The sequence below is a fragment of the Chitinophaga costaii genome, from assembly GCF_900094705.1.
Classification (GTDB): domain Bacteria; phylum Bacteroidota; class Bacteroidia; order Chitinophagales; family Chitinophagaceae; genus Chitinophaga; species Chitinophaga costaii.
Genome location: NZ_FMAR01000007.1, coordinates 76,144 through 97,995 on the forward strand (window position 1 = coordinate 76,144; position 21,852 = coordinate 97,995).

A 21,852-nucleotide genomic window follows, 5' to 3' on the forward strand; every position below is an offset into this window, starting at 1 on the left:
GGGGTAAATAGGTGGCAACGGCAGCAGGTTATTCACAAACCACTTCCAGCAATTGTATTTTCTGTATTTTTAATTATTCCCCAAAAAAAGTTCTTTTATGAAAAAAATAATGTTTTTCCTGGTTATTGGCAACAGCCTTCCTTTCATAGCTAAGGCTCAACTCGCTGCTACCCGCTGGACTGCTTCCGTAAATATTCCCGACCCCACCCCCTGTTACCTACAATTCGACAAAGACACCTTGCGGCTCTTTCCGGTAAGCACGCCAGGTAATGCCCTGGAAAGTATGAGCTACCAACTTCATAACGACACCATTACATTGGTTAAACTGGACGGTCAAAGCCCCTGCAGTGTTGGCAACGCCGCACATTACAAAACCATCATATCAGAAAAGGAATTGAAGTTTTTACAACTGGACGATGCATGCGATGTGCGCATTCAGGTACTTTCAAACCAGACCTGGACTTCGTGGACTACCAGCAAATGATAGTCAAAAAAAACCGGCACATAGGCCGGGGCCTTTTGATGTCCGAGGGTTGTAACAATGGCACTATAAGGATAATGGGCGTAAATAAACGTGCTCATTAACAGGACGCGGGGAGGCTCCACATGCTCCTTTGCATGCACTTCCTCCAGCATGCAGAGCGCCGCGCCTTACCTGTTCCTGCCGGGCCACCTCTTCGGGAGAGTTGGCCTGGGCCCAGCTTCAGATCAGGGATGGTTCAATAAGATGGCTTCCGGTGATAGTCGGATAATTACCTCAGTATAGCATTTGCACGCATGATGCAAGCGAAAAATAATTAATGGAATGTTGCCGGCGGGCAATAGCATAACCTCCAAAAAAGATGAGTAGTGTGTATATCCCGTAATGGTTTGTATAAAGGGCTGCAATGATAAATGTATTCCTGTGCAATGGCATGGAATTACCTCTTGGCTATATGGTTTGGGCCACCTTTATACATTGGACATTGGGTTTTACAGGTACAATGATAACAGCAATGCATGGCAATGTGATGGCGGGCGCTGTGTAAATATGGTAAAAGAATAATGAAATCGGGATGCTCATTGTTTGCGGAGCGGCACCTTCCCTGCAATAAGCTCCATGGCTTTTTCCAAGCTCTCCACGTACATATCCGTATGCGGCTCCGCCAGTTTTTCACACTTCTCGCTGTACACAATCGCCACGGGAATGCGGGCCTTGTGCAAACGACTAATAGCGTCCTGAATGGCAATGCAGTGCTGAAATTCCATATCACTAAAATCCACCACCAGGGCATTCAAAGCCCCATCCGTTAATACACGGGTGATCTTCGTTTTAATGAAATCGGCATCGTCATTGCCTAATGATCCTGGCTTGTGCGTCCCTGAAAATACTAAACGTCCTATACTAACATGATCATATTCCTTCATCACAAAATAGGAGGCTAATACGGTTACTGCTGCATAATGATGTGACATGAATGGATGTGGGTTGATGAAAAGATACACCCTAATTTTTGTTTATGCAAGAGCTTGGCGCGTTTAAGCCCAAATCCAGTGTGCGCCCCACTTCCAGGCCATATGCATATACGCGAAATTTACATCAAAAAACAACATTTTTACAGGTGGTTGTATAATATATTAACAACAAAATCTACCATTGCCACCACGCATTCTAATTTTGTATCATGTTGATGATGGCTTTAAAATTTTTCCATTTGTCCCCTTAATGGCAATTGCGTATTTTGTATAAAACTAAACCCACGTTATGCAATCACTAAAAATGGCCCCCCTGGTGGTTGCCTTACTCCTACTGCTTACCACTTCCACCCCTGCACAACAAATTCGCACCAGCGGCGCCCCCAATCCGGCTATAGACTATCAGCGACTTACCCGGATAGACACCCTGATCCATACCTACCTGCGCAACAACTGGCTGAAAGGCCTGGTTACGCTGGTTGTAAAAGATAACCAGGTGGTGCAATACAAAGGCTACGGCAGCCTGGATACCCAAGGCAAAATACCCATGCCCAAAGATGCTTTATTCCGACTGGCATCCCAGTCTAAAGCCCTTGTTAGTACCGCCATCCTTACCCTCTACGAGCAAGGAAAATTTACGCTGGACGAACCCATATGGCATTTCATCCCCGCCTTCCAACATCCCACGGTGCTGAACCAGTATCATGCAGCAGATACCACCTACACTACCCTGCCGGCCAAACGGGAGATAACTTTCCGCGACCTGCTTACCCATACTTCCGGTATTGATTATCCCGTGATCGGCAGCCCGAATATGAAGGCCATTTACGCCAAAAACAACCTATCCAGCGGCCTTGGTGTAGTAGATCAAAATTTGCTGGAACGCATGCAAGTGCTGGCCAAATTGCCCCTGGCACACCAACCCGGAGAGCGGTGGACTTATGGCCTGAGCATAGACGTACTGGGCGCCCTGGTGGAAGTGATCAGTGGCAAAGACCTGGAAACCTACTTGCGCGAAACCATTTTTCAACCCCTGGGCATGAAAGATACTTACTTTAACGTACCTGCCGCAAAGGCCGGCCGCCTGGCCGCCGTGTATACGGAAGACTCCCTGCAACACGTTATCCCTATGACCGAAATAGCCGGCGTAGATCCTAACTACCCGCTGGCTAAAAAACATTATTTCTCCGGCGGCGCCGGACTAACCGGCACTGCCTGGGATTATGCCATTTTCCTGCAAATGTTGCTTAACCATGGCACCTACAACGGCGCTAAAATCCTCTCTCCCCGCACCGTAGAGATCATGACCAGCGGACAACTGGCATTTACCTTCAATGGGGCCGACAATTTTGGCCTGGGATTCGATATCACCAGCGACACCTCTGCAGCACGTAATCCACGCAATGCTGGCAGCTTTGCTTGGGGCGGCTATTTCGGCACCACTTATTGGGCAGACCCTAAGGCACATCTGATAGTGCTGATCATGACACAGCAATCGCCCAACACACATTACGATTATTCATATAAGTTAGAAGAACTCATTTACCAAGCAATTCAATAGGACATCTGTTTAAATAATTAAGTTTTTCAATAAATATTCTTAGATAAATCACTAATTTACCCACCGTTCAATAAATTACAATATACTGTAAAGTAAGTTTACACCGTCGGAAATGAAGAAATTGAAGCAGGGTTGCGATCTGGCGACTTGTTTTTTATGTAAGCGCTGCCTGCCGGAATGGCTGCCCGCTGTGAATGCCAACCGGGAACACCTCCTGTATAAAAAAGGGGCTGCCCTATTCAGGGAGGGAGATCCTGTAACCGGCATATACTTCGTTTACAGTGGCACAGTGAAAGTGCATAAAAAATGGGGGGAGGAAAAAGAACTGATCGTGCGATTTGCTGCCGCCGGCGATATCGTAGGACACCGTGGCATTGGCAGTGAACAGTATTACCCTATTACCGCTACAGCCTTGGAGCCAGTGTCGGTATGCTTTATATCCCTTGACTTTTTTAACAGCTCGCTAAGGGTAAATCATCAATTACTATACGAACTTATGATGTTTTATGCCAGCGAGCTGCAACTGTCTGAAAAACAAATGCGCAACCTGGCACATATGCCGGTGAAAGGGCGGGTGGCCAATGCCTTGCTATTGCTCCAGGAAAAATTTGGCACCACCCCGGCAGGAAATATTGGCCTGTCTCTCAGCCGGCAAGACCTGGCCGCCTACGCCGGCACTACCTACGAAACCGTTTTCCGCCTGCTCACCGAACTGTCTGGCGAAGGCATTATACGACATACGGGCCGCGACATACAGATCCTGGACGCTGCGCAATTGGCCGGCTTCACGCGGGCCACTCAAGGTTAAATAAAGAGAAGTTTTATACTACTCCACAGGAAAACACGGCCCTATACCCATAGGGCAGGCATGCTTTACGTGCATATCCTGCTAAAAAAAGCATCAGGAAGACAACGTTTGCGGGCGCTTCGTCATAATACCAATTGCTTATGCTTTTTTCCATTTATGATAAGTGAAATACGAAGTAAGCAATAAAACCAGCGCCACCATTACATTCACCTTGGCGCTTACCGGATCGCCAGACACGGTGTGGGCAATGAGGGCCGAGATAAAGGTGATCGTAAACCCTGCGTAGGCCCACTCCTTTACGCGCGGCCCTACCTGCGGAATAAGCAATAGCAACACTCCCAGTATCTTAGCCAGGCCCAGCTCCACGCGGAAATAGTCAGGATATCCCAAGTGTGCAAAACCCGTGGCTACCATGGGGTTCGTAAAATAGGAATAGGCGGAAAATGCCATCATCAGGGATATCAGTATGGTGCTGATCCAATAGGTAATGTTTATAGCTTTCATATGGTGTTTTTAATTATAACAAAACTAGCAACATTCATTGCCCCTTGTTAGCCGTTATACCAAAGGATAGCGATAACCTTTATGATACTAAACATTCCAGGGACAGCTGATGAAGGACAAACTTTTTTTGCCGGCTGGGCCTGGCATTGTAACTTTAGCATCCGCTACACCCAACAAAACGCCATGTACCTGAAACGAGTTATCTTTCCAGGCCTTGCTGCCAGCCTTGCCGCCTTTTCTCCGGCATGCACTTCTTCAGATCAACGCTCTATTAACGACGCCATTACCCAGCGCGAGCGGGATAAAGGTTACGTGATATATGACACCCGGGTGTTAAAAAAAACGGAGGAGCATAATCATGTGCATGTAATTTTCAAAACCGTTAATGGCGACAATAAAACCGTAATAGATACCGTAGACCTTGCCCGTACTGGCGATGGGGAGCTGGTGCCGGAATAACTTATACAAAACAACTAAAAAAAATGGGCTAACCATCATGGTGGTAGCCCATTTTTATTGATCATAAATGTGAGGCAGCGCCTAATTAGTAAGGCCCCTGCTTTTCAGCATGGGAGCAATGTTTGGCGGGTGGCCACAGAATGCCTTAAACATATCGCCATAAGGTTGTGTATTGCCACGGGAAAGAATCATATCGCGAAAGCGCTGCCCGTTTGCACGGGTAAGGCCACCATTTTCCTGGAACCAGGAGAATGCGTCATCGTCCAGCATTTCCGTCCAGGCATAGGCGTAGTAACCAGCTGCATAACCGTTTTGCCAGATGTGGAGGAAGTAGCTGGAACGATAGCGGGGCGGCACTTGCGCCAGGTGTATCTTATTTTTTTCCAGGGCCAGGGCTTCCAGTGAATCGGCATTTTGCTTGCCGGCGCTGGCAGGCAGGGTATGCCACTGCATATCTATCATGTCTGCTGCCAGGGCTTCCGTAAGCGCATACCCCTGGTTAAAGGTGGCTGCTTTCCGGATTTTCTCTACCAACGCCGGTGGCATGGGCGCGCCGGTTTTGTAGTGTACCGCATAGTGAGCAAACACCTTCGGATCCATGGCCCAGTGCTCGTTGAACTGGGAGGGAAACTCCACAAAATCACGGGCCGTATTAGGGCTGGCCAGCGATGGGTATTGCTGATCGGCAAAGAAGCCATGCAGGGCGTGTCCAAATTCATGGAACATGGTGGTCACACTTTCATAACTTATGAGCGCAGGCTCGCCGGCAGCAGGTTTGGGGAAATTGCATACGTTGTATACCACCGGTTTATGTCCCAGCAGTTTGGAGGAAGGCACAAATTCATTCATCCATGCCCCCCCGTCTTTATTATCCCGTTTAAAGTAATCGCAGTAAAATAAAGCCAGTTGTTGACCATCCTTGTCTATCACGTCAAACACGCGCACATCAGGGTGATATACCGGCAGGTCTTTCCGCTCCTTAAAGGTGATACCATATAATTGGTTGGCCGCATAAAACACACCATCCTTCAGTACTTTATTCAGTTCAAAATAAGGTTTGGTTTCGTTTTCATCCAGGTCGTACCGGGCTTTACGCACCTGCTCCGCATAAAACTTCCAATCCCAGGGCTGCAATGTAAAACCACCCTGCTGCTGGTCTATCACCGACTGGATGTTAGCCGCTTCCTCCTTAGCTTTGGCTTTGGCGGCGGGTATCAGCCTGTCCAGGAAAGTCACCACCGCTTCGGGCGTTTGAGCCATCTGGTCGCGCAGTTTCCAGGCGGCGTAATTTTTATATCCCATTAACTCTGCCTGTGCCGCGCGGATCTCCGCAATGCGGGCAATGATAGCACGGGTATCATTACTATCCCCTTTTTCAGCGCGGTTAAAAGAAGCTTCAAATAATTTTTGCCGTGCGTTGCGATTTGTGAGTACCTGCAAAAATGGTTGCTGGGTAGTGTTTTGCAGGGAGATCAACCATTTGCCCTCCTGTTTGGCTGCTTTGGCATTTTCTGCGGCAGATTTCTTTTCCCCTGCACTCAGCCCATTCAACAAAGTGCTATCAGCCACCACCAGCGCACCGGCCTTGTTGGCACCCTGCAATTTGCTGCCAAATTTGGCCATGAGGCTGGCCTCCTCCTGGTTATATTTTTTCAGCGCTTCCCGGGCACTATCCGACAAAGCAGCACCGGCCAGCGTAAATTGCGTATAATAATACGTAAGCAGGTATATCGATTCTGGATCTAGCTGCAACGAATCTCTCTGCGCGTAAAGCGTTTGCACCCGTTTAAATAATAGCGCATTCAGAAATATACCATCGTGATTGGCGGCCAGTTTAGGCGCTTCCTCCTCTTGTACTTTTTGCAGGGTATCATTAGAATTGGCCCCCACCAGCGCTGTAAATACGCCATTAACACGGGATAGTAACGCGCCGCTTTTCTCAATGGCCACCAGCGTGTTCTCAAAAGTAGGCGCTTCCTTATTATTAGCGATCAGGGCAATTTCTGCCTGTTGCTGTTTTATACCTTCCTCCAGGGCGGGCAAAAAATCGCTGTTGTTGATCTTCGTAAAGTCGGGTGCGTGCAAGGCCAGGGTACTTTCCCGGGAAAAAGGATTATCCGTGGAATCTGCACTGGCGGAGGGTTTGGAGCTGCTGTTGCAGGACATACCCAGAACCATGATGGCCAGGGCTTGGAGTGAACAGATTGTTGTAACGCGCATCTGGAAAATAATAAGAAGAGGTGAAAAAGAGTTGTAAAATAGTGAAAATATCGCCGCTCCCCTACATTCATCCCGCTATATAACCAATCCTACGAAAATATTCGTAGTTTATACGAAACATTTCGTAGATTTCTATTCTGTAAAACAGTATATCATGAAAAAATCCCTGCTACTTTGCGTATGCCTGCTGGCGGCCCAGCGCATCATCGCCCAGACCCCATCTCCACTCCTCAGCGCCGCCACTAAAACGGCAGTGGTGACCCGCTTGCAAAAAGCCCTTACAGACCATTACGTTTTTTTGGACACCGCCCGCAACATGGGCAACTATGTAAGCCAACGCTTGCAAAGCGGGGCGTATAACACGCTCACTACGCCCGATGAATTTTCGCAGGCCCTCACAGCAGACCTGCGGCATATTTACCGCGATATGCACCTTAACATTTATTTTGATTCCCTTTTTGCTGCCAGCCTGGAAGATACCACCCGCCACACACCACCCTCCGACACACCGGATGGCGGGGATCAGAATTATGGTTTCCGGAAAATAGAGTTGCTGCATGGCAATGTAGGTTATATCCTGTTGGATGGCTTCCATGAACCTACCCCTGCCGCCAAAGGCACGGTGCAGGCGGTTTTTAATACCCTGCGCCACTGCAATGCGCTGGTGTTGGACCTGCGTTTTAACGGGGGCGGCTCGCCAGATATGGTACAATACATTTGTAGTTTCCTGCTACCCCCCAACACGCATATTAATGACCTGTACCAGCGCCGCAACAATACTACCGAGCGCTTTTATACCTTGCCGGTAGACAGTTCCCATTATTTTGAAAACATCCCGGTGTATGTACTCACCAGTCACCGTACTTTTTCTGCCGCAGAAGAATGTAGTTACAACCTGCAAACGCAACACCGCGTTACCCTGGTAGGCGATACCACTGGCGGCGGCGCACATCCCGTAGCACCGGTTACCATTGGCCATGGCTTTATCGGTAACATTCCCTATGCCCGCGCCATTAACCCGGTAACGCTTAAAAACTGGGAAGGCACCGGTGTGGCGCCGGATATAAATGTGGCGGCTAGTACCGCGCTGGATGCCGCGCTGCTGCATTATTACAACACGCAGCTCCGCACAGCAAAAGACGCCGCGCGTATCCGCAAATTACAATGGGCCAAAGACCTTACCGTGGCCCGCATATACCCGCCGCAACTGGATTCCGCTACGCTTAAGGCTTATACCGGCCATTTCGATGAACGGGAGGTGACTTATGCCAATGGACAACTTTACATCCTCAGAAATGGGCAGCAGCAACAACTACTCCCCCTGTCGGCCACCACTTTTAAACTGGCAGATTATGATTATGTAAAACTCACTTTTTCAAAACAAGCCCAGGAAATTATTTACGAGTATGACGATGGTTTTACGACGGTGGTAAAACGAAAGGACTAATGGCATGGCCGAAGCCTGCGGCCTATTAAGGCCCATGATGCACGGCTAATATCGCGCGCCGGTGATGGAGGATGGCGTTTCCAATTGCTTTCCGCCCATATCCGGGGTGTTCCAACAAATTCCCCTGGCACAACGCGGCAAAGGCCTGTATAAAAGGATGGTGGGAATAGCCATGAAACAACTGAAAGAAGGTAATGCGCCGGAAGCCATCTTGGCCGCGCTGGAAAGCCTGTTCCTGCAGGTGGCGCAACCGGTAGCAGCGCTGGTAAGCAACGTGGTTGGTAACATTGGGGGAAATAACCGCATATCTTTAAAACCACCACGGATTGTTGTGAGGGGCAATGCCTGCAAGATACCTGCAAGTGTTACATCATTGCTTATTTATCGCATGGAGAGGGTTTGTTGGGCGCAGGCTGGTTAGGTGAAGCAACCATTCTTTGTGCATTTAGTTTCCTATAATTTCAAGCCGGTTACTATAATGCTCTAAGTGTAAGGCAGCGACCTTTATATATTTTTCCTTAAAGAGCTTATGCTTGCGTTCCGACCATTGCTGAATGGTCTTAACTATATCATCATAGGTAATGCCAGGATTTTCCCTTTTGATAAAATCTACTGTTGCTAATATTTCTAATGATAATGCAGACTGAAAACCATCTATCAGTTTAATTAAATTGCTAAGCCGCTCCCTTTGTTCTGCAGATAGCTCTTTTTTCACATAATCACTTACCTCTTGTAGTTTATCGTACTGCAATGCCAGGGGCTCAAAAGCTTTTGCATTCATTTGCTCTAACCCCTTTATGTATACGCCATTTAAATGATGAAGCACATGCACTACACCAGGGCTATATGGGCCATAAAGATACCCCTCAAACTGCAGTTTATATAAGCTTTTTTCGCCCAACCGTTGTAAAAAATAGGCAAGTTTATTTGCCACGAATAAACTACTACTTTCCCCTAGCGATTCATAATAAAACATGGCATACAAAAGCATAGCCCTTGGCTGGGTTAGCTTTATTTTTCTGGATATTTCCTGTTGTTTTAAAATTTCATTAACCGCTTCGTTTGGTTCGTAAACCTGAATGCGGACACTTGTGAAATGTCCTAAATACTTTTCAATCATCACTTTCACTTTCTCCCACTTTAAACCTCCATTGCCACACCCTAAAGGTGGCAAGGCTATGCTTTCAATTCCTTCCGCTTCAATTACCTTGACCAACTCTTTAAGACCATCCTCGATATAGCTGTATTTTGATTTAAGATACCATTCTGTTTTAGTAGGGAAATTAACAATGATCCGTTCGCCTTCAATGGTCTGCTCTTTTACCACCAAAAGCTTTCCTATTTGTAATATACCTTTTTTGTAAGCGGTGATGTATTGGTTATAGTTTACCGGAAACCTTTCTTTAAATTGCAAGGCTATACCCTTACCCATTACACCTACTGTATTTACAGTATTAACGAGTGCCTGCGTATTGGCATCAAACAAATTTCCTTTTAAATACTCCATTAGTAGTAAAGATTTGGGTTTACCATAACCGGTATAGTTAACCTTAATTTAAGCATTATTCCTTCAATAACCGCCTTTGAAGATTCATTGATCGTTGCGACCGCATCGATACAACCTACCAAAACATGATTTTTTATCAAAAACTCCGCTTGCTTTCTTCGCATACGATCAAAATCATCATCCTTATTACCCCAATATTTTTCAAACACTATATCCCAATCAATTTTATCCAAGTCTGACAAGTTATTATAAAATTCTGTGATAGCGTTCTTTGCGTGCCCATCCGTAAAACACCAATTTTCACATAATTGAACGATGCTTTCAACCTTACAAATAACATACACAATATCCCTTTGGGAACGTTGTGTTATACCCTGTGTGCCATTTTTTATCTTTAAAAGCATAGGCGAAAGGTGTCCGAAATAAAAAGGTACATATTCGCCTAAAGTTCCATTAGGAGGGTTAATTTTAACAGGATAATTATGCCGGTTCGCAATGAGTTCCACATCACACCTATATTAATGTAATTTGCATCAGCACTTTGATGATTTCGGGTAAACATACCATGCGTCAACAAATACTCAAGGTTATCGTTGTGAACGATGCGACAAATTTTTACAATATCTGGAACCTTTCCTGGCATTAATTATTGAATGATAAATGATACCTTTTATTGATTAAAATGTCTCCGTTATAATCTCAATACCCCAAATAGAAAAGATCAAATCACCGACATACCAAATGATAAAGTCCGAACACAAAAAAAGACAAACTAAAGATACCCTTAATTTGTCTTTTTTGAAATTCATGTGTGTTCCGGATTGGATTCGAACCAATGACCTACTGCTTAGAAGGCAGTTGCTCTATCCAGCTGAGCTACCGGAACCCTTACCCTCCCAAAAACGGCGGAGAGCGGCAAAATTAACGCATTTTACCATATCTAAAAACTATATTTTCACGACCAGGGTCTACTTTGCGCGGGAGGAAGTTCCGTGCAAACGCCTGTGCTACTACCTGCGCGCATGGTAAGCCCTTCGTTCCGCGCTGCCTTTTTCGTAACGCGAGATGCAGCATTACTTCGTTCATATCCCCCCAGGTAAGCAAGCAGGGATGATGAAGATTTTTACAGATCGTTTAAACTATGCTTGGGCAGGGGAAACTACGAAAACGTTTTTTCTCATTATATTAGCGCCCCAAGCAGGATTATATGGATGTTAAAGACATTAAAATAGCGGAAAGCTGGAAAAAGCCACTCCGGGAAGAATTTCAGAAGGCCTATTTCGATGAGATCGTGCTATTTCTCAAAGCGGAACGCCTTACAGGCAAAACCATTTATCCACCCGGTTCCCTGATCTTTAACGCATTCGATAAAACATCTTTTGAAGACGTGCGCGTGGTAATACTGGGCCAAGACCCCTACCATGGCCCCGGACAGGCTCACGGGTTATGCTTTTCCGTGCAAGACGGCGTAAAACCGCCCCCCTCTTTAGTGAATATTTACAAAGAGCTGCATAAAGACCTGGGCATGCCCATTCCACAAACGGGCAACCTAACGCCCTGGGCCACCCATGGCGTGCTGCTGCTCAATGCCATGCTCACCGTGCGCGCCAATGAACCCGCCTCCCACAGTAAAATAGGTTGGGAAAACTTTACCGATGCCGTGATCCGCAAAATTTCTGATGAAAAGGAAAATGTGGTGTTTATGCTCTGGGGCAAGTTTGCACAGGAAAAACAAATTCTCATCGATGCCACCAAACACCTGGTGCTGAAAGCGGCCCATCCCTCGCCCTTTAGTGCCGACAAGGGATTCTTTAACTGCCGTCATTTCTCCAGGGCCAATGAATACCTGGTGCAGCACAATCGCGCCCCGGTAGACTGGAAATTGTAGCATTTCCGTGAATGCCTTATATTTGTTTTACACCTGTACATAATAGAATGAATAGGCTGAAAAAATTCCTCGGCGGCCTTTATGCCACGTATATCCTGCTCCTGTTTTCCGCAACAGTCATCATTTTATTTATTCCTCTTTATGCCACCTGGTTGTTCAAAGAACCTTATCGCAACCGTATTTTCGTGACCATTGGTCGCGGGTGGATGGCGGTGTTTATGCCGCTGATAGGCTGCCCTATGCGCCGCAAAGGGCTGGAAAATTTCAAAGCGGGACAAACCTATGTGCTTACCTGCAATCACAATTCTTTCATGGATATTTTGGTGGCTACCTCCTCCATCCCCGGGAGCAATAAAACGCTGGCTAAAAAGTCTATGGGCAATATTCCTGTCTTTGGCCCCATTTACCGCCTCGGCGCCATCCTGGTAAACCGGAAGGATGAAGACAGCCGCAAGCAAAGTTATATCCGTATGAAGGAGGCACTGCATCAGGGCATTCACATCCTGCTATATCCCGAAGGCACGCGCAACCGCACTGACAAACCCATAAAACCTTTTTACGATGGGGCTTTTTCCCTGGCCATCGATACCCAACTACCCCTCCTGCCCTCGGTACTTTTCCATACCCGCAACATCCTGCCTGCCGGCGGCTTCTACGCCTGGCCACACGCAGTGGAATATCATTTCCTCCCTCCCATCGATACCAAAGGCATGACACGGGACGATATTCCGGCCCTGAAAGAAAGGGTGTTTAATATCATGCTGGCACATTATGTAGCCCATGAAAAAACGCCACCAACTTCCCGTTGATGGCGTTTCGCAACCTATAATTTTTCGCATCGTCACTGATCTCCATAAAACTGTCGCGTCCTGTTTACCCGCAGATCGCGCAGGATGCCCGCTTTCGGGTTAATCGTCACACTAAAGGAACGGTAAAAGCCATAAGGAATAACGTTGATCGACATTTGCCAGCAGTGCAGGTCGCGGGAAATGTAAAGGTTGGAATAACCGATCTGCATTTTCACAAAATCAAAGGTACTCTGCGCACCCAGCTTCCATTTCGGGGTAAGACTGAAATCCCCGTTTACCGTAAAGCCCTGGTTAAAGGTGGTTACAGAACGCCCGGAATCGATGTTGATCGCCTTAGAATAAGATAAACTATAAGACAAATCTACCTTCCAGGGAATATCAAAATCTACATACTCCCCCGGGTTGGTGCGTATCATCTGTGCCTGCCGTTGCTGCGCCAGCATAGCCGCATCTGTATTTTGCTGCTCGGCCAGGTCCTGCAACTCCTTGTCTTTGGCCTTGGCATTTTTTGACTGCGATTGCAGGGAAGTACTCATGGCAATAGAAGCATTGGTGAGGTGCCCCAGGCTAATCTTACCATCCTGCCATACGTAACGGTCTACACGGGTACCCCTGCGGTCGTAGGTGTAGGGGTCCAGTGTTCCGGAGGCGGTGATGTTTAGTTTATCAAATAAGTTGGTACGTGCATAGAGGCTGAAGGTAGACAGCTTAAAGGAATCTGCCAGCAAGTTATAAGACCCATTGATCCCGAAACCATCCAGCAACTTAATCTTTTTCTCATGATTGGCCGACGTATCTTTTTTGGAGAACACTTTCATCTCCAGGTTATTATCTATCCCGAAGTTAATGCTACCCGAAGTACCCGATGAGGGGGCACCAATGTTAGACCCATCAAAATAAGACACCCGCTGCACCGCTGCTGACGCCGTATCGTAGCGCAGGTTATAGAAGTATTTCCCATTCAGGTCTGGCCGGTAGGAAATACCGATCGTGGGCCGTATTACGTGGCGGATGGCGCGTATCTTGGAATTTTTGTTAAACACGTACATGCCATACATGGCCGTGGTGAGCGAAAGGCTGGTGCTGATATCGCGGGAGGAGAAAAAGCCATCTTTATACAGCGTATCCACCTTACCCCGGTAGCCACGGCCATGGTTGTATTCGTTCGGGTTCCAGGTACGGACTATTTCCTTGGTATACCAGCGCTCCGAGTAGCTGATACCGGGCGACAGGGTAAACCCTTTCATCACCGGCACCGACAGGCTAATGGGTACCTGGTGCTGGAAACCAGTTTGCAAGGCGTCCCACATGGGCTGCTTACCAAACAAGGAGTCCTTGAAGGCCACACTGTTTTGCAGGTTGCCTGAATAGCCCACCCCTATTTTATAATACCATTTAGGCGTACCAACCACTTCTTTCGGCTGGAAAGGATAAATGGTGTTTACCGTAAAAGCGGCATTGGGGAAAGAAATGGTTACATCGTGGGTTTGCAGGTTTTGCGAATGGTTCAGGCCCAGCGACAGGTTAAAAGGCTTGCCCTGCCAGCTTTTGGAAAAGTTGATGGAAGACCCGATATTATTATTTACACGCGTATTATAGTCTGTTACGTTATAAAGGTTATACGTAGAGGAGGCAAAGTTTACGCTCGCACCAAAGTTGGTGCCGGGGTGGGCCTTGCTGTCCATCGTGTGGTTCCAGGTTACGTGAAAGTCGTGCGTGGAGGTGAAGTCTTGCTTTACCTGCGGATCGCCGTAGCGGGTGTTAGAAAAGCTCAGGTTCAGTCCACCGCTATAGTGGTAACGCTTCCGGTACGTGGGGCTGGCGGTAATGGCCCAACTCCCGTACGAGAAAATACTGGCGCGCAGCGTGAGGTCAAAGTTGTCGCCCAGGCCAATGTAGTAACCACCATTCTCCAGGCCCAACCCTTTTTGCTGGGTGGTCGTGTACTGCGGCGGCAACAGGCCGGAACGCTGTCCCTGCGACAACGGGAAAATGGCAAACGGAATGTAGATGGGCGTGGGAATGCCCATAATCTCCAGGTTTGCCGGACCGGAGATCACCAGTTTGTTAGGGATCACCTTAATCTTGCGGGCGCGGAAAGCAAAGTGCGGCGTATCCAGGTTACAGGTAGTATAGCCATTTTTGAAACCAAAGATGGTATTGTCCGGCGCTTTCTTGGTTTCATAACTTTGAATGAAACCTTCGCCATACTGCGACCGGGTGTTAAAGATCAGCGCCTTTTGGGAGCTAATGTTATACAGTAGCGTATCGGAATTAAAGGTTTGTCCGGCATTCACCATCACCGGGCGGCCTACAAGCTTGCCCGCAGTGTCCTTGGAGGGCATGGCGTGCATGATGCCAGTACCCTGGGCATAATCCATTTTTTCGGCGGTGAGGTCTACGTCCTTATATTTAGTATTGGCATTGCCATATAGGAAAAACTTTTTATCCGGTACAATCAGTACAATGGAGTCGCGCGCCTTGTAGGCCACGGGCGCATCCAGGCTATCCTTGGAAAGCTTTACATGAATGGTGTCCTTATTTTTAAGACTGTCTTCCGTTATGAAGCCGGCAGGTATGGAGTCTATGCCGGCAGTATCATTGGGTGCGGGGTGGGCGGTATCCTTCGGTAAAGGAGGAAGCGTATCTTTGCCGTGCAGTGTATCTTTAATGGGTTTGGCTTTTACCGGCTTACGTACAGGCTTTGTAGTGTCAGCGGCAAAATAACCGCTAACCGGGGGGGAACGATGGAACACCGGGTGACCCATCGTATCCATTATAAAAGGAAATACGAGAATTATACCTGCAATTAGCAGGTAGAGCGACCGGAAAAACTTTTTATAGTTATTTTTGTATCGAGCGTGCATGTGTTAGAGCGGGCACAAACCTACATGTTTTTAAACAAATTAATAACAACGCCCTGTTAAAATGCAGGTAACCTGCACTGGAAATACGGACGTTATCCTGCATAAGCGATATTTACCATACTAACTGAAAAATAAGTCATTTATTTTTACCTAATGACAAAAGGTACCCATTAAAAAACGAGATGAGAAGCATGCGCCGTAAACGATTTTGGATCTTTACCCTGGGCACCGTCCTGGTTAGCTCCCTCTTTATTTTTGCCACTACGGGCCGTAAAAAGCCCTACCGGCACGACAAGCCCATTCACACCATTGTAATTGATGCGGGCCATGGAGGCGAAGACGCGGGAGCCAGGGGAAGCTATTCTACCGAAAAACAGATCACACTGGCCGTAGCACTGAAGCTGGGCAAAATGATAGAAGATAACATGCCAGATGTAAAAGTGGTGTACACCCGCACCACCGACCGCTACGACGATGTACACCGCAAAGCAGAAATTGCCAATGATGCACATGGCGACCTGTTTGTCTCTATCCACTGCAATTCCACCGTTAAAGTCCGCAAAACCGTCGGTTATAAAACCGTGACCCGTAAAAAAGGCAAACGTAAGATTGCTACCAAGGTACCCATATACGCCTACTATCCCAGTGAGGCCAAAGGCACCGAAACCTATGTATGGGCCACGAGTAAGAACAATGCCAAACTGGAATCGCTGAAACAACACAGTAGCTCCGTAATTGTGCTGGACGACGATTCTTCCCGCGCTAATATGGACCCCACGGATCCGGCTACCTATATTATGCTCAATACGCTGCGCAATGCCTACTTCGATCAAAGCCTGCGCCTGTCCAGCATTATTGAGGATGAATTTACCAAAACCGGCCGCCTGAGCCGGGGCGCCCGCCAGCGGAATGAAAAAGGCATTTGGGTATTATCCGGCACGGCCATGCCCAGCGTACTGGTGGAAGTGGGTTTTATTAGCAATCCCGAAGAAGAAGACTTCCTCAATTCCCAGGAAGGGCAGATGGCTACTGCCACCTCCATATATAATGCTATACAGCGGTATAAGGAAGAACTGGAACGTTTTGGTGCACCCACGTCTAACGACCTGCCCACGCCTACCACCCGCAATAAAAAACATGCCCCCGTAAAAGACAAGACCCTGCTGGCGGCCGCTACTGCCAAACGTACGCCTGCCAGCCGGCCTTCCTCCCTCCGCAATAAAATGGAGGCTAACCTCCATTCCCGGAAAGCCAGCAACAACGCCAGCAGGAAGCCTGCAAAAAGCGACCTGGCTGCCAGCAAGGCCCATAGCCGCAATGATATAGCGGCCGTTCCCCGTGGCAAGCAAGGCAAAGAACGAATGGCCTCCGCCCGGCCAGGCAAAAAAGGGCCACCTACGCCATCTTCCAGGGATAAGTTACGGCAACGGGAACACGAAAACATTAAAAACGCCCTGGCTGCCACCGGCAGTTATAAAGTGCAGGTTATGTCCTGCCCAACGTCCTATCCCCCCCACGCCAAAGTATTCGCCAAACTGAAAGCCACTATCGTAAAAGAAACTATCGCTGCCGGCCGAAAAAAAATATACAAATATTATTGCGTAAACTACAAGACCTTCGCCCAGGCAAACGCTGCACTCCACAACGCCAAAAAACTCGGTTTCAAAGACGCCTTCATCCTAGACCGCAACGGTAGCCGCCTCGAAGCCCGGCTCTAGTCCCCCCTTTCCCTTTTTAGCCCTTCCCACAAAGAATTACCACCCTACCACGCCCCGCACCCTCTTTTTGCATATTTTTGCAACGAACGTATTCGTATTGCAATGCTCAAGATTTCTAATGAAACAAAGGTTGGCATTATAGCAACTGTAGCCATCGTCATGCTGGTGGTGGGCTTTAACCTGCTAAAAGGCAAGAACATTTTTTCCCGCTCCTTCACCATTTACGCCAAGTATAACCAGGTAAACGGCTTGCAGCCCTCTAATGCGGTGCAGGTAAACGGCCTTACTATAGGCAACGTAAGCAGTCTGGAACTCATGGATAAGAACGCCGGCCAGATACTGGTGGCCATCCGCATTACCAAGCAATTAAATATTCCGAAGAATACCATAGCCCGCATCAGCAGTGACCTGCTGGGCACCAAATCTGTAACCCTCGTTTTCGGCGATGCGCAGCAATACCTCCAGGATAAAGATACCATCAACTCCGCCCTGGACGGCTCCATCACCGACGCGCTGAAAGCCCAGCTAGACCCGCTCGTGAGCAAAGTGAAAGGTACGCTCACTGAAGTAGATTCTGTGTTGCAAACGGTAAACACCATCTTCGATGTTTCCACCCAAACAAACCTGAAAGAAGCCGTGGGACACCTGAACCACACCATGCACAACCTGTCTAACGCTTCCGGCTCCATAGACCAGATGCTGGACCCGCAGCATGGCAACATCAAAGCTACTTTTGATAACTTTGCCGCCATCAGCGGTAACCTGCGCAATAACAATGATAAGATTACTGCCATCCTTGCCAATGCCCAGAAAACAACGGATGCACTGGCCAATGGCCAGCTCGATAAAACCTTGCAGGACCTGCAAACCAGCATGAACAACCTGAAAGCCATCATCGCCAATATCAACAGCAGCAACGGCACCGTAGGCCTGCTGCTCAATGATAAACAGGTGTACAACAATCTCCAGGCCACCACTAGCAATCTTAATAAACTGCTGGAGGACCTGCGGTATAATCCGAAACGCTACGTGCATTTCTCTTTATTCGGTAAAAAAGAAAAAATGAGGCCCATTCCTTCCGACTCGGCCAAATGATCCTTCAAATGAAATTATTCCGATACGGCCTGCTGCTGCTCGCTGCCATCCTGGCCATGCCTGTTGTCTTTGCCCAGGTAAAGAAAACACCCGCGCCCGCCGCCAAATCTGCCGTGAAGCCGCCCGCGCCCGTGAAGATCCAACCCGTGGTACAGCCTACCCTGCCCACTCCCAAAAAAGATACGACCTCCGGCACCATCATCCGCCTGCTGAAAGCCGGCGCACTCTATAGCACGACCCACGATACCATACAACTTACCAAATTCATTACCGACGTGGCTTTCCAGCAGGGCAATGCTGTACTTTCTTGCGACAGCGCTTTCCTGGATCGCAAAACCAATATCGTGGATGCCTACGGTCATGTACACATTAACCAGGCCGATAGCGTTAATATTTATGGCGACTACCTGCACTACGAGGGCTTCACCCGGCAAGCCACCCTGCACGATAATGCCCGCCTCACCGACGGCAAAGTAACCATCACCGGGCCGGAACTGCATTACGATATGAATGCCCGCATCGGCACGTATGAGAAAGGCGGAAAACTGGTCAATGGCCAAAGCGTACTGACCTCCCGCCTGGGCTACTATTATGCCGATACGAAGGATACTTATTTTAAACAAGACGTTTTGCTGGTAGATCCGCAGTACACCATCAGCACCGATACTTTACTGTATAATACAGATACCAAGGTGGCTACCTTTATGGCACCCACCACCATCAACGATGGCAAAACCATCATGTACACCACCTCCGGTTTTTACGATACCAACACCGGCGCCGGCACCTTCGGCAATCGCCCTATTATTGAAGATAGTACCGGCACCATACAGGCCAACGATATCCGCATGGATAAGCTGAATGGCATGGCCTTCGCCGATGGAAACGTGGTGTATCACGATACCATTAATAAAATATCGCTGCTCTCTAATCATGCAGAAGTAAACCAGTTCCGGAAAACGGTATTGGCCACCCAGAAGCCCGTGATGATACTGGAGAAAGATGGCGATACCTTGCTCATGGCCTCCGACACGCTGTTTTCCGGCGTAATTACCCGGCAGGAAATAAGGGCACTGAATCGCCGCCGTGATAGCCTGGCCCGTGAAGAGATCAAGGCAGATTCTATCCGCAAACAAAACCGAATTACCCGTAAAGCCCGGCTAGACGCGCCCAAACACCTGGTGGCCACCGATAGCCTGCTGAGCAAGGAAGATGAAGACGAGGAAGCCATTCCAAAACTGCCCCCCCTGCCACCCGCAGCAGACAGTGTAGCCCACATCAGTACCGACAGCATGGCCCGCCTGCGAAAAGGAGTAGACACCCTCAAAAAGCAATTGCCCACTAACGTTACCGCCATCATAGACAGTGCGAAAACAAGGGTGAAGCAGTTCCCCGTTACCGTGCCATTGCCCGGCGATACCACCCATAAAAACGCCTTCCAGCGCCTGGCCAACGCCGCCGTACCCACCGATAGCCTGGAGATCAGCCTCGGAAAACAAAAGGATTCCCTGCTGGTACGCAATGGCAACGATACCCTGCTGAACAAGGCCCTGCCTTCGCCTAAAAAAGATTCAACTGTAAAAGACAGCGCCATACAAATAGCCATGGTCACCCCGCCACCAGACACTGCGTACACGGCAGAAGACACCACCGAGCAGCGCTACGTACTGGCCTACCACCACGTAAAAATATATTCCGATTCCTTGCAAGGGGTGTCAGACAGTGCTTACTACTCCACCATCGACTCTACCTTCCGCATGTACAGACAGCCCCTTCTCTGGGCCAATATTAATACACAAATGAGCGGAGATACAATTTATCTCTTCACCAAAAACCAGCATGCAGATAAGATCCTGCTCAACACCAATGGCCTGATCGTAAATGAAACCAGCCCCACCCTGTACAACCAGATAAAAGGCAATATGATCACCGGTTATTTCCTGAATAATAAACTGGACTGGATGCATGTAGACGGTAACGCCGAAAGCATCTACTATATCCAGGACTCCGATAGCGCCTACCTGAGTGTTAACAAGGCTCTGGCAGCCATCATCAACATTTATTTTATCGACAACCAGCTCTATAAAGTAAACCTGGTGAAAGATCCTGAAGGTGTGATGTACCCCTTCACCCAACGTCCCCGCGACAAAATGCTGCTGCCCAACTTCCATTGGGAACCGGCACGCCAGCCCAAATCTAAATACGAATTGCTCGGTAACTAAAACCAGCGGGGAGTACCAGTACCCGGTTTATAATAATTGATAAAAATGTCTGTACTACCTACTGCCCGATCCTGGTTTAACACCTTGCTGCACGATAGCCGTTCCATGGGCATTCTGCTCATATGCTGCACGGCAATATCCCTGCTGTTGGCCAATGGCCCGCTACAGGCACCCTGGCTGCAAGCCTGGCACCTGGCCTCGCCGGCACCTTCCTTTTTACACCTGCCCCCTACTGCTTTACACTGGATCAATGACGGCCTGATGGCCCTGTTTTTCCTGCTGGCCGGTTTAGAGATCAAACGGGAATTGAGGGCCGGCGCATTAGCTACCGCACAGCGGGCGTTGCTCCCGGCACTGGCTGCACTGGGGGGCATGATATGCCCTGCCTTATTATTCCTCGCCGTAAATGCCGGCGGAGCCCTACGGCATGGCTGGGCCATTCCCATAGCCACAGACATTGCCTTTTCTTTAGGCATTTTATCACTGGTCGGCAAGCGCGTACCCCCGTCCGTAAAAATCCTGCTCACCGCCCTGGCCATCATAGACGACCTGGGTGCCATTTTAACAATTGCCATCTTTTATACAGATAGCCTGCATTGGATGTATGTGTGGAGTGCTGGTGGCTGCCTGCTGGTGCTATTCCTGATGAACAGCTACCACGTACAGCGCTTCAGATGGTACGTGCTGCCCGGCCTGATTTTGTGGTATTGCATGTTCAACTCCGGCATACATGCCACCGTGGCCGGTGTGCTGCTGGCATTTTTTGTGCCGCTGCCCACCATCTCCGCATTGGAGCATAAGCTGCACGTACCCGTGAATTTTATGATCATGCCCTTATTTGCCCTGGCCAATACGGCTATCTTGTTCCCCCATCCTATATTACCTGCCATCATGCATCCGCTGAGTGCTGCGGTAATAGCAGGCCTGGTAATCGGTAAACCTTTGGGCATTTTCTGTTGCTCCTGGCTGGGCGTGCAAGCAAAGTTATTGGCCCTACCGGCAGATTTGGGCTGGAAACACCTGCTGGGTATGGGAATTATGGCGGGCATTGGTTTCACTATGTCTATCTTCCTGTCCACGCTGGCCTTTGCAGATACCCACGGGCAGGATATTGCCAAAATAGGCGTAATGGCTGCATCTTTACTGGCAGGAATAACCGGAATTTTATATTTTACTTTCCTGAAAAAATAAAGCTATTCAGTGCTATGTCATCAACCATACTAAGCAGCTCCATTAGAACGTTTTAGCGACGGCGTACTGTATGTTCAACCATTTATTCACCACCTTGCAAT

The 21,852-nt window shown here is 48.4% G+C and carries 18 protein-coding genes and 1 tRNA gene; 12 read left to right on the forward strand and 7 right to left on the reverse strand.

Annotated features, from left to right (window positions below; all coding sequences use genetic code 11):
• Positions 1–97 precede the first annotated feature (97 nt).
• Positions 98–484, forward strand: a complete 387-nt coding sequence (locus GA0116948_RS11455) for a hypothetical protein (protein ID WP_089712258.1) — start codon at positions 98–100, stop codon at positions 482–484.
• 575 nt (positions 485–1,059) lie between these two features.
• Here the strand turns inward: GA0116948_RS11455 and GA0116948_RS11460 are convergent.
• Positions 1,060–1,455 carry a hypothetical protein gene (locus GA0116948_RS11460; protein ID WP_089712259.1) on the reverse strand — a complete coding sequence of 132 codons (396 nt, stop codon included), beginning with the start codon at positions 1,453–1,455 and terminating at the stop codon, positions 1,060–1,062.
• 289 nt (positions 1,456–1,744) lie between these two features.
• On the opposite strand from GA0116948_RS11460, the gene GA0116948_RS11465 reads away from it, so the two are divergent.
• Positions 1,745–3,016: a serine hydrolase domain-containing protein gene (locus GA0116948_RS11465; protein WP_240619198.1), complete on the forward strand. Its 1,272-nt coding sequence runs from the start codon at positions 1,745–1,747 to the stop codon at positions 3,014–3,016.
• A 112-nt stretch (positions 3,017–3,128) separates the two neighbouring features.
• Positions 3,129–3,824: a Crp/Fnr family transcriptional regulator gene (locus tag GA0116948_RS11470; RefSeq protein ID WP_089712264.1), complete on the forward strand. Its 696-nt coding sequence runs from the start codon at positions 3,129–3,131 to the stop codon at positions 3,822–3,824.
• Between the two features lie 138 nt (positions 3,825–3,962).
• Here GA0116948_RS11470 and GA0116948_RS11475 read toward each other — a convergent pair whose 3' ends face one another.
• Positions 3,963–4,328, reverse strand: coding sequence for a DoxX family protein (locus tag GA0116948_RS11475; RefSeq protein WP_089712265.1), 366 nt, complete (start codon positions 4,326–4,328; stop codon positions 3,963–3,965).
• 81 nt (positions 4,329–4,409) lie between these two features.
• Here GA0116948_RS11475 and GA0116948_RS11480 point away from each other — a divergent pair, with 81 nt between their 5' ends.
• The gene (locus tag GA0116948_RS11480) at positions 4,410–4,787 is read left to right on the forward strand and encodes a hypothetical protein (protein WP_089712268.1); all 378 of its coding nucleotides are present in this window, start codon (positions 4,410–4,412) and stop codon (positions 4,785–4,787) included.
• 81 nt (positions 4,788–4,868) lie between these two features.
• Here the strand turns inward: GA0116948_RS11480 and dcp are convergent, their stop codons facing one another.
• Positions 4,869–7,007 (reverse strand): peptidyl-dipeptidase Dcp, encoded by a 2,139-nt coding sequence (gene dcp / locus GA0116948_RS11485; RefSeq protein ID WP_089712270.1) that lies wholly within the window; start codon positions 7,005–7,007, stop codon positions 4,869–4,871.
• A gap of 154 nt (positions 7,008–7,161) precedes the next feature.
• On the opposite strand from dcp, the gene GA0116948_RS11490 reads away from it, so the two are divergent.
• A complete protein-coding gene (locus GA0116948_RS11490; RefSeq protein WP_089712272.1) occupies positions 7,162–8,454 on the forward strand; it encodes a S41 family peptidase in 1,293 nt (430 codons plus the stop codon).
• Positions 8,455–8,518: 64 nt separating this feature from the next.
• On the forward strand, positions 8,519–8,875 hold the full coding sequence (locus GA0116948_RS11495) for a hypothetical protein (protein WP_089712275.1): 357 nt from the start codon (positions 8,519–8,521) through the stop codon (positions 8,873–8,875).
• A gap of 24 nt (positions 8,876–8,899) precedes the next feature.
• Here the strand turns inward: GA0116948_RS11495 and darG are convergent, their stop codons facing one another.
• The 3 genes from darG to GA0116948_RS11510 all read right to left on the reverse strand — a co-directional run bounded on the left by darG (position 8,900) and on the right by GA0116948_RS11510 (position 10,847).
• Positions 8,900–9,961 carry a type II toxin-antitoxin system antitoxin DNA ADP-ribosyl glycohydrolase DarG gene (gene darG, locus GA0116948_RS11500; RefSeq protein ID WP_089712277.1) on the reverse strand — a complete coding sequence of 354 codons (1,062 nt, stop codon included), beginning with the start codon at positions 9,959–9,961 and terminating at the stop codon, positions 8,900–8,902.
• A complete protein-coding gene (gene darT, locus GA0116948_RS11505; protein ID WP_205686124.1) occupies positions 9,961–10,467 on the reverse strand; it encodes a type II toxin-antitoxin system toxin DNA ADP-ribosyl transferase DarT in 507 nt (168 codons plus the stop codon). The genes darG and darT overlap by 1 nt, the downstream gene beginning before the upstream one ends.
• Before the next feature lie 306 nt (positions 10,468–10,773).
• Positions 10,774–10,847, reverse strand: a tRNA-Arg gene (locus GA0116948_RS11510).
• 321 nt (positions 10,848–11,168) lie between these two features.
• Between GA0116948_RS11510 and ung the strand changes: the two genes are divergently transcribed.
• Positions 11,169–11,849 carry a uracil-DNA glycosylase gene (gene ung, locus GA0116948_RS11515; RefSeq protein WP_089712279.1) on the forward strand — a complete coding sequence of 227 codons (681 nt, stop codon included), beginning with the start codon at positions 11,169–11,171 and terminating at the stop codon, positions 11,847–11,849.
• Between the two features lie 47 nt (positions 11,850–11,896).
• Entirely contained in the window at positions 11,897–12,658 is a 762-nt protein-coding gene (locus tag GA0116948_RS11520) for a lysophospholipid acyltransferase family protein (protein WP_165798443.1), read from the forward strand.
• A 32-nt stretch (positions 12,659–12,690) separates the two neighbouring features.
• On the opposite strand, the gene GA0116948_RS11525 is transcribed toward GA0116948_RS11520, so the two are convergent.
• On the reverse strand, positions 12,691–15,435 hold the full coding sequence (locus GA0116948_RS11525) for a putative LPS assembly protein LptD (protein ID WP_139111385.1): 2,745 nt from the start codon (positions 15,433–15,435) through the stop codon (positions 12,691–12,693).
• A gap of 281 nt (positions 15,436–15,716) precedes the next feature.
• Between GA0116948_RS11525 and GA0116948_RS11530 the strand changes: the two genes are divergently transcribed.
• From GA0116948_RS11530 to nhaA, 4 genes are all read left to right on the forward strand, one after another.
• Complete coding sequence (locus tag GA0116948_RS11530; RefSeq protein ID WP_165798442.1) at positions 15,717–17,243, forward strand: N-acetylmuramoyl-L-alanine amidase family protein; 1,527 nt, start codon at positions 15,717–15,719, stop codon at positions 17,241–17,243.
• A gap of 102 nt (positions 17,244–17,345) precedes the next feature.
• A complete protein-coding gene (locus GA0116948_RS11535; RefSeq protein ID WP_089712289.1) occupies positions 17,346–18,338 on the forward strand; it encodes an MlaD family protein in 993 nt (330 codons plus the stop codon).
• Between the two features lie 8 nt (positions 18,339–18,346).
• Complete coding sequence (locus tag GA0116948_RS11540) at positions 18,347–20,560, forward strand: OstA-like protein (protein WP_165798441.1); 2,214 nt, start codon at positions 18,347–18,349, stop codon at positions 20,558–20,560.
• Positions 20,561–20,605: 45 nt separating this feature from the next.
• Complete coding sequence (gene nhaA, locus GA0116948_RS11545) at positions 20,606–21,751, forward strand: Na+/H+ antiporter NhaA (RefSeq protein WP_089712293.1); 1,146 nt, start codon at positions 20,606–20,608, stop codon at positions 21,749–21,751.
• Positions 21,752–21,852: the final 101 nt, after the last annotated feature.